This window comes from Vibrio sp. 99-70-13A1 (assembly GCF_013114625.1).
Classification (GTDB): Bacteria; Pseudomonadota; Gammaproteobacteria; order Enterobacterales; family Vibrionaceae; genus Vibrio.
On the sequence record NZ_VTXD01000002.1, the window covers coordinates 249,981 to 263,529 of the forward strand.

Below are 13,549 nucleotides of genomic sequence, written 5' to 3' on the forward strand. Positions count from 1 at the left end.
TTTTGTATTAACAAGGCTTAAATGGCATTTTAAAACTGATAATTAATTGACGGTTTAACTCACCAAAACTGCTTATCCCCCCCTTTGAATTTACCATTCAAAGTAAGGTAAATGCTCACCTTCGACTTCTTTCTGATAAATAAATTCAAAAAAAGTACAAAAAAGACATGCTTTATGCCCAACCTATTGACTATAATACCAAATGGAAACAGCAGAAATAACATAATAAAACATATATAACATTTACGTAAACTCACAGAGCAATGGATATGGCAATTTATTGACACTTCCATCAATAGTCTTGTGAATAGTTTTACATTACTACATTGATCAAAGGATAGGATTATGAGTAAATTATCAAAAGTAGCAGTTGCTCTAATTGCAGCCTCTGGTATCGCTTCGCACGCTTCAATGGCTGAAACATACATTGGTGGTAAAATCGGGTTAGGTTGGCTTGATAGCGCATGTGCGACTAGCGCTAATTGTGAAGATGACGCTGTCGGCGCTGGCATTTACACGGGGTTTAATTTCAGTGAACAAGTTGGTGTAGAGCTAAGTTCAGATTACTTAGGTGGCTATGAAACAAACTTTTCGAAATCAGGTGTTAACTACCAGTTCGATGAACCAATCATTGCTATCTCTCTAGCACCAAAGTTCTCAATCCCACTAGAGAACAATTTCTCTCTACTATTTAAACCTGGTCTAGCATACATTGCTCATGCAGGCGAGACTGACGTTGTACCGACGCTTGCTTTCGGTGCTGAAAAACGATTATCTGACGATTTTGCATTTCGAGTAGAATACCAATACTTCAACGACTTCGATGATAAAATTGTTCAAGACTTAAATGCGAACTTCTTGTCTGTAGGTCTATCTTACTACTTTGGTGCAGCAGCCCCTGCAGCCGCAGCTGCTGTGGTAACACAAGCACCAGCTGAACCAGTAGTAGAGCCAGCACCGGTTGTTGAAGCGCCAAAACCAGTGATAGTAACCAAAGCTCAAAAAGGTTCTTACACGCAAGAGCTATTCGCAACGAATAGTGCTGAGCTATCAGCTGCAGGTGAACAGACGCTTGAGCCTCTACTAACGATTCTACTTGCTCACCCAGAGTCAAATATCGAAATCGTAGGTCACACAGATTCAACTGGTAGTGAAAAATACAACCAAATGATTTCTGAGAAACGTGCTAGCGCAGTTGCGGCTTACTTTGAAGAAAATGGCGTAGCGACAGATCGTATCTCAGCTTCAGGTGAAGGTGAATCTAACCCTATCGCATCAAATGCGACTGCTGAAGGTCGAAGCCAAAACCGTCGTGTTGAAACTAACATTCCAAGCTTTGAGTACAAAGAAGAAGTAATGAAATAAGATTTTTTCTTAACACTATTAATAAAAAACCAACCTAATTAGGTTGGTTTTTTTGTTTAACGTTCATTCAATGTCTAGCGCTGTTTTCTTTAAATCAGGGTCTTAAACTGAGCGAACCTATACACCAACTGTAGGTAATTGCTAAACCATTAACCAGATAGCCTAAAACATCGCTTTAGATAATTTCCCAGCTATGTGTCATGTTAATACCTGCACCCAACATTAGACATACTGAGCAATATTTGTCCAAAGAGTCAGCACAAACTTTTGCAACAATATCTTTGTTAAGGTTGTCGCCTGAAACTTCAAAGTGAATGTTCACCTTAGTAAAGATGCGAGGAGCCGTTTCACGACGCTCTGTGTCAAGCTTTGCATTACATGCCGTTACGTGTTGTCCTGCCTCTTTTAGCCCATCAACCACATCAACAGAGCTACAACCACCAGCAGCCATTAAGACCATCTCCATTGGACTTGGTGCCGTTGCTCCACCACTTCCGTCCATGACGATTGAATGCCCAGACTGAGATTGACCAAGAAATTTAAAACCTTCTACCCATTTAACTTCTGCTTGCATGCTGATCCTATGTGCGCTGAATGCGCTATCGTTATAATTCAAACCAAATATATTTTTAGTACGTTACTACCACTGAGCATTAGAGGCAATATTTCCTCGCTCATAAAATTTTTCACTTTTTTTGTAATTTTTTACGCCCTAACCCTGTCTCTATTCGTACATTCAAATGAATGATAGAACACAAGATGAGGTATCTATGAAGAAGTTATCTAAAATATTGGTATCACTCGCGGTAGCACTGCCGCTGATTTCTCTATTTGTAAGCCAAGCTGGCACTGCCGATACTATGGATAAAATGGCAACATCAGGGAAGATGGAAGTAGCAACTTTAGCCGGAGGGTGCTTTTGGTGTACAGAGTCAGATTTAGAAAAGCTCGATGGTGTGATTGAAGTCACTTCAGGTTATGCCGGTGGTTCATTAGAAAACCCGACTTATCGACAGGTCTCATCGGGTAAGTCAGGACATATTGAAGTCATTGAGGTTGTCTACGATCCAAAAGCTGTCAACTATGAACAAGTCCTTGACCAGTTTTTCCGTCACATAGACCCAACAGATGATAAAGGCTCATTTGTAGATAGAGGTCCACATTACCGCCCTGCTATCTTCTTTCACAATCAAGAACAGAAGATGATTGCGGAACAGTTTATGGCAGAGATTGAAGAAGCGAATATCTTTAAGAAGCCACTAAAAACTGAGCTCATTGCACTAGACAAATTTTGGCCTGCGGAAGGGTACCATCAAGACTATTACAAAAAGAGTAAAGTTCGTTATAACTACTACCGTTACGCATCTGGTCGCGATCAATACTTAGATAAGATATTCGGTGATGACCGCGAGGATAAACCGCAAACCATTCGTCAGATCATCGATGACAAAAAGGTTGCTGCAAATTTAAAAGCCTACTCTAAGCCAACACAAACTGAAATAAAGGCAAAACTGACCAAGCTTCAATATGAAGTGACTCAGAATGATGCGACAGAACGTTCGTTTAGCAATGAATATTGGGATAACAAGCAAGAAGGTATCTACGTTGATATCGTGACTGGTGAACCGTTATTCTCATCAGCTGACAAGTATAAATCAGGCACTGGTTGGCCGAGTTTCACTAAGCCTATCAATGATGCCTATGTAGTGACTACAACGGATTATAAGTTGCTGTACCCACGAACTGAAGTACGTAGCCGATTTGGTGACTCTCATCTTGGTCATGTATTTAAAGATGGACCCGCTCCTACCGGTTTACGATACTGCATGAACTCTGCTGCCATGCGTTTTATTCCAGCAGATAAGCTAGCAGAAGAAGGTTACCAAGAGTATGTGGAAATGTTCGAAGGCTAATATACCTTCCTGTGTCTTCACCAATAAAGAGGGTGAGATCTGACACATCAGTAACCTTATAAAAAATATTACTCAAATGCCAACTGACCAGATTTATAATTTCAGTTGGCATTTTTATTGGCAAGACTAGTGTAAATTAATCAAACCTCCTTAATATAAACAGCAACCTGAACCTTCATTAACCTATTACCTTGTCGCTCACTAGAAATGAGTTGCTTTCATTTCACTTAATTATGCCTACCTTGTCTTCACTCTCCCCTAACCATCTTTAAACCTTCTAATCAATTGATTTATAAAGCTAGAGAAGCCGCTCGATATCTGCTAGCTTTCAAATAACGTCTCCAGTGGCATCATTATATGAATGACTTAATTACTCAATTTCAAACTTACATCACCGCTCAGCCCAATGATTGGGGTACTAGCGTTTTGTTTATTACCGTAGCCAGTTTCATCGCTTGGATTGCATGGCGCATCTTACAAGGTCGCTTAGCCACACTGGCAGAAAAAACCCCTTTTCATTGGGATGACCTTCTACTAGACGCTCTAAAAACGCCAGTCAGCACGTTGATATGGTGCTGGCCAGCAACCGTCTCCCTTGGGTTCATATTACAAGACCATTTTGGTAGTAAGATAAATTGGTTGAGCACGGTTAAACTGATTGTGGTTATCAGTATTTTTGTATGGATCACCTTACGTTTAATCAGCAATGTCGAAGAGTACGTTTTAGCTGCTAAGAAGCGAGATGAAACGACAGTCCAAGCCATAGCCAAAGTCGCCCGATTGTTTTTTATGGTTATCGGTACTTTAACCATCATGCAGGCTTTCGGCTTAAGCTTATCTGGTCTTCTTACCTTCGGTGGTGTGGGTGGCTTAATTGTCGGTTTAGCCGCAAAAGATCTACTATCTAACTTCTTTGGCGGCATGATGATTTACTTCGACCGCCCGTTCAAAGTCGGCGATTGGATCCGCTCACCGGACAGACAAATTGAAGGTACGGTTGAGAGAATTGGTTGGAGAATGACGATCATTCGTACCTTCGATAAACGTCCATTGTATGTACCTAACTCAGTTTTCAGTAATATTGTGGTTGAGAACCCATCACGCATGTTGAACAGAAGAATCAACGAAACAATCGGCTTGCGTTACCAAGATGCAGATAAAATGCAGCTTATCGTAAATGATGTAAAAGCCATGCTTGAAACACATCCAGACATAGATGCCAAGCAAACCCTTATCGTCAATTTTGATAAATTTGGTCCTTCTTCCCTTAACTTTTTTATCTATACCTTTACCAAAACGGTGAACTGGATTCGCTACCATGAAGTGAAACAAGATGTGCTTTTGCAAGTATTGGCTATTATCCATGAACACCAAGCGGATATTGCTTTCCCAACTCAAACTCTAAAGCTTGAGCCTCAAGAAATCGGCATGGCTGGAGAACTATCTGGCTCACTTTCAAACTTACAGGCAGATCCACAGAGGTAAGCCATAACGTGTTAACATAATGAAAGTAATCATCTCATTCATGTAATACCACTTTATGATTTTACCTGTCATTTTAGCAGGCGGCTCTGGGAGTCGCCTGTGGCCTTTATCCCGCGAGCTATACCCTAAACAGTTTTTAACGATCGCTGGTGAGCAATCTATGCTCCAGCAAACTATTGCTCGTTTAGACGGTCTCGATAAACACTTTCTCAACCTAAAATGCCACGACCCTTTAATCATTTGTAATGAAGAGCATCGCTTTATTGCTGCGGAACAAATACGTGCAGCTGGGGCTAAGCATTCTGATATTGTATTAGAACCTTTTGGCAGAAATACGGCTCCAGCTATCGCGCTCGCAGCGTTTTATGCAGTCCATCAATCACAGCCAAAAGTAGAAATCGGAACTACTGCAGCAGAGTCCAAATCAGCCACCCAAAATCCAAATGATTTGAGCAACAATGAGCCGACCTTATTAGTGCTTGCTGCAGATCACCATATATCGGATGTCGCGGCATTCCAGCGAGCAATCAGCAGCGGTGTGGACTATGCCGATATCGGAAAGCTTGTCACGTTTGGTATCACTCCAGGCACCCCGGAAACAGGTTATGGCTACATTAAGCAAGGGAAAGCTCTGCAAGGCACTCCTGATTCCCAACGCTCCGCCTCATCTGAAACACAGGCGAATCAAGCATTCGCAATCGATCAATTTGTTGAGAAACCCGATAAAAAAACCGCTGAGAATTACCTAAGCAGCGGTGAGTACTTGTGGAACAGCGGCATGTTCATGTTTAAAGCCTCTCAATATTTAGAAGAGTTAAGAAAACATCAGCCAGAGATCCTTCGCGCTTGTGAACAGGCTTTTTCTAAACGAACCAGTGATCTAGATTTTGTACGTATAGACTCCGAAGCCTTTGAACTCAGCCCTAGCGTCTCCATTGATTATGCTGTGATGGAAAAAACCCAGCATGCTGCCGTGATTCCCATGAATGCAGGATGGAATGATATTGGATCTTGGTCAGCCATTTGGGATGTCAGCGATAAAGACACAAATAACAATGTTATTGAAGGTGATGTACTGACTGTCGACTCTCAGCAAAATTACATTCATGCAGAGAACAAACTAGTCGCGACAGTTGGTGTTAATAACTTGATTATCGTAGAAACCAAAGATGCCATTTTAGTCGCTGATAAAGATAAAGTTCAGGGTGTGAAGTCGATTGTCGAGCAGCTCAACCAGTCAGATAGGACAGAGCATAAACACCATCGAGAAGTTTTCCGTCCATGGGGGAAATATGATGTGGTTGATTTAGGTAAACGAGACAAAGTAAAACGAATCACAGTGAAAGCGGGGCATAAACTTTCACTACAGATGCATCACCACAGAGCCGAGCATTGGGTTGTTGTTGCAGGTACAGCCAAAGTCACAAATAATGATGAGACATATTTAGTAGGTGAAGATCAGTCGACTTATATACCACTTGGTCATATTCACAGCTTAGAAAACCCTGGGATCATTCCATTAGAGATGATTGAAGTACAAACGGGGCACTATTTAAGTGAAGACGACATTGTCCGTTACCAAGATCACTATGGTCGTCAGAATACTCAGTATAAAATTAACCCCGTCCTTAAGCCAAAACCCCAATCATGAAGCAAAAATTCGATCTAAGCGGTTTCAAGAATAATGATATTCGCGGCGTCATAGGTAAGCAGGTATCTGAAGAGCTAGCGTACCTGATAGGTAAAGCATTTGCCCAATGGCTCATAACCAGAAATCCATCTTTACACCTTCAAAAAGGTACGGTCTCGAACCCAAATAGTTCTGCAACCACGAGCGTCAATGATTCAATATTATCCAACGTCGTTGTTATCGGCCGAGATAATAGAGAGACCTCTTGGGTGTATCAAAACGCGCTAACATCAGGGTTGATGGAGGTGGGTATCAAGGTTATTGATCTTGGAACAACAGGTACTGAAGAGGTGTATTTCGCTACCCGTCATGTAAAGGCACTCGGTGGGATACAAGTTACTGCTAGCCATAACCCAATTCAATATAATGGCATGAAACTAGTCGCTGAAAACGCTTCTCCGATTAGTAAAAACAGTGGGTTAGATACAATTAAAAATCTGGTTAATAACCTGAGTCTTGAGCCTAGTTATCTAAGGGACATGGATACAAATAGTGCGTCTGCCACTCAACAACCTCAATCGATAAGCTTCTTAAGCGACTATATTAGCCACTTACTTTCGTATATAGAACTTCCTACCATTCGCCCATTAAGAATTGTTGTTAATCCGGGTAATGGAGTGGCGGGTCATGTGCTCAACGCACTAGAAGAAAAGTTTGTTGAGCTGAACGTACCCGTCACTTTTATCAAAATCAACTATGAACCTGATGGTCATTTCCCAAATGGCATACCAAACCCGCTCATCAAATCTAACCAAGTCGTTACCCAACAAGCGGTAATAAAACACTCTGCTGACTTAGGTCTAGCCTGGGATGGCGATTTTGACCGTTGCTTTTTCTTCGACGATAAAGGTCGCTATATTGAAGGCTATTACATCGTGGGTTTACTCATCGAAGCCTTCTTAAAAAAAGAAGTTAATGCAACCGTCTTACATGATGCTAGGCTCATCTGGAATACCGTCGAAGTCGCTAAAAAGTTCGGTGGAACGTCTCTACAAGTGAAAGCAGGTCACGCTTTAATCAAAGAAAAAATGCGAGAAGAAAATGCAATTTATGGGGGTGAAATGAGTGCCCATCACTATTTCAGAGACTTCGGATACTGCGATTCCGGTATGATCCCATGGCTGCTCATCATCGAGCTTATCTCTAAAACTCAAAAATCGCTTTCAGAGCTGACCTCCCCTAGTATCAATGCGTTCCCGTCTTCCGGTGAAATAAATTGCACAGTTGATAACCCTAAACAGGTTATTGAAAAAGTTCTAGAACGATATAGACATGAATCTGTGAGCATTGACCATACTGATGGCATAAGCCTTGATTTAGGGGAGTGGCGCTTTAACCTGAGGCAATCGAACACTGAGCCTCTTATTCGATTGAATGTTGAAACGAGAGGAGACAAAGCACTTCTTGCGAAGAAGACCGATGAAGTCCTTTCTTTACTAAAATAAATGGATTAACCGATTGAGTGACCTAAATATCTGAACACCTGAACGCTCAAACAACAAAGCCGTAGAAATCATCTTCGGCTTTGTTTTATTCTAAGAATCGCTTCCAAATCAACGAAGTAAAATGGAATCATTCAATTCGTTGTTCAAATTACTTTAGCTGCATCGAATTGAACGTTTCGTCAATGACACCTGAACCTTTGCGCTTTTTCATTGTAACTTTTACGCTGCGTTTGCCATCAGCAACATTGTAGCGAATCGCTTGACCAAGGTATTTATCATTGCGTTTAATATCACGCGCATTCAATTTGATGGTTTTATTACCACGGTTAACTTCGCAACGGTAATCCCAGTCTTTACTGCCATCTTTCACATCCAAAAGAATTCTTTGGTTTGATGCGCCTGGTGTCACTTTAATTCCACGTGGTTTTTTATCGATGGCTAACGCAAGACCAGCTTTACATAGCTGTTCAGCAGTAAAGCCCTGAGCCGCTTCTACTTGAGGAGTAGTAAACGCACTCACAGCGACGAATGCTAGGCTTGCCAATGTCGTCTTCATTTTCATGGATAATACCTTAATTCAATATTGAACACCGTTCTATTAAATCACTGCATCAGTACACCGTCAATGTTTTTATGGAATGATAGACTTTATAATAAAATTATCAAATAGAGTCCGTTATGAATTGATGAATCACTAACCAGAATAATAATCGTGCGTCTTTTGGATAAGATTGACGATGTCATGTTTCTCTAATCGGTTGATTCCAGCCGCCGCTTCACGCCCTCCTCCCGTTCTAAATTCACCACAGATCTTCACCGCACCTTGCTTATTAATTAAGGGAGCACGCAAAGAAACGGTATAGCTAAGATTTGAATTTAAGGTTAATACCACACTGGCTCGATCAGGGTTTTGATTGGCTAAATAGTTGCCATAAACCCCACTTATCCGCCTAGAGGCTGCAACATCAGGTAGCTCAAATACACGAACAACATCAGTTTGGGCTATCGGGATTAGGCTTTCTACTAAAGACCAATCTTCAGCGTAAGCTTTTTGTAAAACATAAAATGGGGAGGTTGGATCATCAATGACATCAAATGGAGATCGATATTTCAGAAGCTTTTTATACAGTTCAGCAGGATCAAAATGTAGATCGGAGACTTCTCTTCCATATCCATTGTAATTGATCAAAGTGCCCAACTCTTTTAATTGCTCTCGTTGAGTCTTGCTTAACTGGTATTGCTCAGCAAGTTCGTCAGCAACAGACAAAAGGTTATCACCGTACGCACCCGCAATAGCCCAGTACACAAACTGACCTTTAAGCTGCTTATTAACTATCAATGCGGTACAAGTATTTGGGTCTAAATCGATATGACAAGTTAAATTAAGATGACCAGGAATGTCCCCAGATTTATGATGATCAAAGTAGGTCACTTTCACACCTGATTCGAGTAACGTATTCAGCGTGTCTCTATTCTTATCTAATGAAACATCCAAGACTAACACTTCATCACCTGCTGAGGTTTTCACTTCGCAAGCATCGACATTAGTCAAAAGCTCAACATTACGCTTAACCCCTGTAACCAGTTTTGCTTCTTTTGGCTGCGCTAGCCTTAGTTGAATTAAAGAGATAATGCCATCTGCATCGCCATTGAATACGTCATAATTCATTCGATTGATCTTTCCTTTCGTTATCGATCCGGCTTGAGTTAAGAAGGAAACTTTACAGCCTTTCACTCACCTGTACTTTCGTTTACGCTAACCTATTGAATGATAACTGCAAAGAAAAGAACTATACCGTTATCTTCGCGTTTATATCATTTAAAACTAAAAAACCTCACTGACTTAAGCCAATGAGGTTTTTATTAAATTTTTACTTTGCTTAGAATAAGCTATAGCAAGTTAAGCTTTATTACGGCGCTCAACTACTGCGTCTGCAAGCTGACGAAGTACCGTTTCAGTATCGTCCCAACCAATACACGCATCGGTGATTGATTGACCGTAAGTTGCGGCTTTACCATCTACCAGATCTTGACGACCTTCAACTAGGTGAGACTCAATCATCACACCAAAGACAGCTTTATCACCGCCAGCAATTTGAGCACTAACGTCATCAGATACATTCATTTGACGCTTAAACTGTTTAGAGCTGTTTGCGTGGCTGAAATCGATCATCACTTTTTGCGGTAAACCTGAAGCTTCAAGTTCATCTTTAATCTTAGCGACGTGCTCTGCGCTGTAGTTTGGCTCTTTACCACCACGTAAAATGATGTGGCAATCAGGGTTACCTGCCGTTTCGATAATCGCCGAGTGACCGTATTTCGTTACCGATAAAAAGTGGTGTGAAGCGCTAGCAGAACGAATAGCATCTGTCGCAATTTTAATATTGCCGTCAGTACCATTTTTAAAGCCTACAGGGCATGAAAGACCTGAAGATAGCTCACGGTGAACTTGTGATTCAGTTGTACGCGCACCAATTGCACCCCAACTGATTAGATCCGCCACATATTGTGGAGTGATCATATCAAGGAATTCACTTGCTGTCGGCATTCCCATATCAGTCAAATCAAGCAACAATTTACGACCAAAACGTAAACCATCGTTAAGTTTAAAAGTGTCGTCCATGTACGGGTCATTGATCAAACCCTTCCAACCAACGGTAGTGCGCGGCTTTTCAAAATACACACGCATCACAATTTCAAGGCGGTCACCCAGTTCATCACGTAATACTTTTAAACGCTTACCGTATTCGATAGCTGCTTCCGTGTCATGAATAGAACAAGGACCAACAATCACAAGTAGACGATCGTCTTTATCTTTTAAAATATTATGAATAGCTTTGCGGCTTTCAAATGTAGTCGAAGCAGCAGTTTCTGTTGCAGGAAACTTTTCTAAAACGGCAACAGGAGGTAATAACTCTTTTACTTTATTAATTCTTACATCATCAGTCTGGAACATTGCTTACTTCTTCCTTTTCTATCCTTGAGCTAAATTCGCGTGTTCAAACACAACTTCTATCAGCATTAATCTTCTTGTTCCCTGTAACTTATCTAGTAAAAACGTTAACTTCAATCACTATTTAAAAATAAAGGCAATTTATTTTGTGTTTTATATTTACAACACCTTGTATAGCTTAATTTACACTGATTATTTTCTAAGCAGATTGCACGGTATGAGCGTATTCAACGACCACCTGATTCCCTTCAATATAAGCATTTTGTATTACCCCATCGACGCTCATTCGACTCTGTAGATAAACAATTTTTGGCGCTTGGCCCATTGTCTCTTTTAAAGATGGTAAAACGTGTTTTGGTTCTAAATGAAGTAAACGGCAAAAGTGGCTAATGAATGGCATGGTTAAAGGGTTCTCTCCTCTAAGGATTCGAGAAAAAGTAAGTTGATTCATGCCGAGTTGCTTAGAAAATTCCATTTGTGTAATACGCATTTTCGATTTTTGTGACATCCAAGTTTGGTAGAGGGCTTCTCTATCTTGTTCTGTGAATTCCATGATTCATCCTTATATAAGTCAGTTGAATGAATTGTCGTTGTTTTAATACAAATGGATGTCAGGGCTTGGTTAATGGAAGTCAGAGGTTTGTTTTTATCGGCATAATAATTGTGACGTTTTATGATCGCACCGCCGTTCATACATATCATTTTTATATTTATTTCTATCATTAACTCATTTATATCAATACGTTATGAAAATCGTGACCTTTCATTTATCAAGTTAATTTTCTCCGAAAATTAAAAACTTGAACTGACATTCCACATTTGAATCATTCACTTCGTATTTATAAATGTTGTTGGCTACATTTCGCTTGCTCAAACGCACTTTTGGCAAACTATCTGAAAAGGTAGGACGCAAAACCACCGGTCTGTCGATGTTACTTTTACAGATGTTAGGCATACCAAGGTTAATTGTATATATGGTTCTCTATCATTCTGTTTTTTAACTATATGCTTATACCATTGCCGAATTTTTAAACTCTATATTCAGCAATGACGATATGCAGTCTAGATTCATTCATAACACATACGAATGATTAACCAATAATGTTTGCATATCTTCAGGTGTATGCCTCAGATAAATCACTGCGTCCTCTAAGCACAGTTAAGTGCAAACCATGCCAGAGTGTCATCTTTTTTGTCAGCTATTTATAAGGAAAAATGATGAATAAACTCCCAAATAAAACCCTAATTGCCCTTTCACTTTTTAGTGTGAGTAGCGCGAGTTTTGGACACGGATACGTCTCTGCCTATGAAAAAGGTGTGGCAGAAAGCCGAGTGGCGCTGTGTAAATTCCCAGCCAGTGACACCAATGAAAAAAATACGCATTGTGGTGCCATTCAATACGAACCCCAAAGTGTAGAAGGACCTGATGGCTTTCCTGAAACTGGACCTCAAGATGGAAAAATCGCCAGCGCACAAAGCTCACTTGCCGCCGCTTTAGATGAACAAACAGCAAACCGCTGGGTTAAACGACCAATTCAATCTGGTTCTCAGTTTTTCGAGTGGACGTTCACTGCTAACCACGTTACCCATGATTGGAAATACTACATTACCAACTCAAACTGGAACCCAAACCTGCCTCTTGCACGTAGCTCATTCGATCTCACTCCATTTTGTGTGGTAGATGGCGGAATGGTTCAACCACCTAAACGCGTAAATCACCTGTGTAATGTACCTGAACGCGAAGGCTACCAAGTCATTCTGGCTGTATGGGACGTGGGTGATACCGCTGCGTCTTTTTATAATGTCATCGACGTGCAATTTAATGGTGACGGTCCCGTAATTCCTGATTGGGAGCAAGGCGGTCAAGTTAACCCGACGATGGATCTAAATATCGGTGACAGCGTTTATACGCGTGTATTTGATCAATCTGGAGAGAACCCTTCTTACAGCACAGAAGTGGTGATTGAAAGTGCAGAGCAAGGAAAAGCCAATAACTGGTCTCACGCCCTCGCGACGAAAATCAATAAAGAGCAAGTGCAAATAAAATCCGGTCAACTCAATGATACTGGTGACTTTACGCCTGTTTACGGAACAAACCCTATTTACTTAAAGGCAGGATCTGGGTTTGATAGTGTTGAAGTGGGATACAAGATTGAGACACCAGAACCTGACTACGATCTTGCTGTTACGGGTCTTGAGGCTGAATACATTATTGACGATAGTCCGACAAACATTGACTTAACACTTGCGGCGACTGGCGATCTTCAAGCTGAGCTAACCGTATTTAATCACCATAGAGAAGCACTGGCATCCCACGTTTCTGAACTGGCAGATGGTCAAGTTGATGATGTTCAGCTGACGTTATCAAAATCAGAAGCCGGTCACCACATGCTTGTTATTGTGACCAAAGATGCACAAGGTAATCTAGTTGATCAAAACACTCTTGATTTCCACCTAGTCGAAGAACAAACCCCGCCACCAACAGGTGAGTATGATTTCGTATTCCCAGAAGGTATTGAAACCTACACTGCAGGTACTAAAGTACTAAGCAGTGATGGCAATGTTTATCAATGTAAAGAGTTCCCATACTCTGGATACTGCGTTCAATGGTCACCTTCTGCGACTCATTATGAGCCAGGAGTTGGGTCACATTGGCAATCGGCTTGGAATAAGCTGAACTAACATAGTCACCCTATAA

The 13,549-nt window shown here is 41.0% G+C and carries 11 protein-coding genes and 1 riboswitch; of the genes, 6 read left to right on the forward strand and 5 right to left on the reverse strand.

The window, feature by feature from the left end:
- Positions 1-345: 345 nt before the first annotated feature.
- Positions 346-1,365: an OmpA family protein gene (locus F0226_RS02825; protein WP_171734192.1), complete on the forward strand. Its 1,020-nt coding sequence runs from the start codon at positions 346-348 to the stop codon at positions 1,363-1,365.
- A gap of 175 nt (positions 1,366-1,540) precedes the next feature.
- Here the strand turns inward: F0226_RS02825 and F0226_RS02830 are convergent, their stop codons facing one another.
- Positions 1,541-1,939, reverse strand: coding sequence for an OsmC family protein (locus F0226_RS02830; protein ID WP_171734193.1), 399 nt, complete (start codon positions 1,937-1,939; stop codon positions 1,541-1,543).
- Positions 1,940-2,135: 196 nt separating this feature from the next.
- On the opposite strand from F0226_RS02830, the gene msrB reads away from it, so the two are divergent.
- The 4 genes from msrB (at position 2,136) to F0226_RS02850 (ending at position 7,898) form a co-directional block, all read left to right on the forward strand.
- Positions 2,136-3,278, forward strand: coding sequence for a peptide-methionine (R)-S-oxide reductase MsrB (gene msrB / locus F0226_RS02835; protein ID WP_171734194.1), 1,143 nt, complete (start codon positions 2,136-2,138; stop codon positions 3,276-3,278).
- A 357-nt stretch (positions 3,279-3,635) separates the two neighbouring features.
- Positions 3,636-4,763: a mechanosensitive ion channel family protein gene (locus F0226_RS02840; RefSeq protein ID WP_171734195.1), complete on the forward strand. Its 1,128-nt coding sequence runs from the start codon at positions 3,636-3,638 to the stop codon at positions 4,761-4,763.
- 55 nt (positions 4,764-4,818) lie between these two features.
- Positions 4,819-6,414, forward strand: a complete 1,596-nt coding sequence (locus F0226_RS02845; RefSeq protein WP_171734196.1) for a mannose-1-phosphate guanylyltransferase/mannose-6-phosphate isomerase — start codon at positions 4,819-4,821, stop codon at positions 6,412-6,414.
- Entirely contained in the window at positions 6,411-7,898 is a 1,488-nt protein-coding gene (locus F0226_RS02850) for a phosphomannomutase CpsG (RefSeq protein WP_171734197.1), read from the forward strand. The genes F0226_RS02845 and F0226_RS02850 overlap by 4 nt, the downstream gene beginning before the upstream one ends.
- A 148-nt stretch (positions 7,899-8,046) precedes the next feature.
- Here the strand turns inward: F0226_RS02850 and F0226_RS02855 are convergent, their stop codons facing one another.
- The 4 genes from F0226_RS02855 to F0226_RS02870 all read right to left on the reverse strand — a co-directional run bounded on the left by F0226_RS02855 (position 8,047) and on the right by F0226_RS02870 (position 11,404).
- Positions 8,047-8,454 carry a hypothetical protein gene (locus F0226_RS02855; RefSeq protein WP_216606535.1) on the reverse strand — a complete coding sequence of 136 codons (408 nt, stop codon included), beginning with the start codon at positions 8,452-8,454 and terminating at the stop codon, positions 8,047-8,049.
- A 138-nt stretch (positions 8,455-8,592) separates the two neighbouring features.
- Positions 8,593-9,567, reverse strand: a complete 975-nt coding sequence (locus tag F0226_RS02860) for a DHH family phosphoesterase (RefSeq protein ID WP_171734198.1) — start codon at positions 9,565-9,567, stop codon at positions 8,593-8,595.
- Positions 9,568-9,798: 231 nt separating this feature from the next.
- Positions 9,799-10,854 (reverse strand): 3-deoxy-7-phosphoheptulonate synthase AroG, encoded by a 1,056-nt coding sequence (gene aroG / locus F0226_RS02865; protein WP_171734199.1) that lies wholly within the window; start codon positions 10,852-10,854, stop codon positions 9,799-9,801.
- Positions 10,855-11,050: 196 nt separating this feature from the next.
- On the reverse strand, positions 11,051-11,404 hold the full coding sequence (locus F0226_RS02870; protein WP_171734200.1) for a helix-turn-helix transcriptional regulator: 354 nt from the start codon (positions 11,402-11,404) through the stop codon (positions 11,051-11,053).
- Between the two features lie 321 nt (positions 11,405-11,725).
- A riboswitch (cyclic di-GMP riboswitch) is annotated at positions 11,726-11,791 on the forward strand.
- 278 nt (positions 11,792-12,069) lie between these two features.
- On the opposite strand from F0226_RS02870, the gene gbpA reads away from it, so the two are divergent.
- Positions 12,070-13,533: an N-acetylglucosamine-binding protein GbpA gene (gbpA, locus tag F0226_RS02875; protein ID WP_171734201.1), complete on the forward strand. Its 1,464-nt coding sequence runs from the start codon at positions 12,070-12,072 to the stop codon at positions 13,531-13,533.
- Positions 13,534-13,549: the final 16 nt, after the last annotated feature.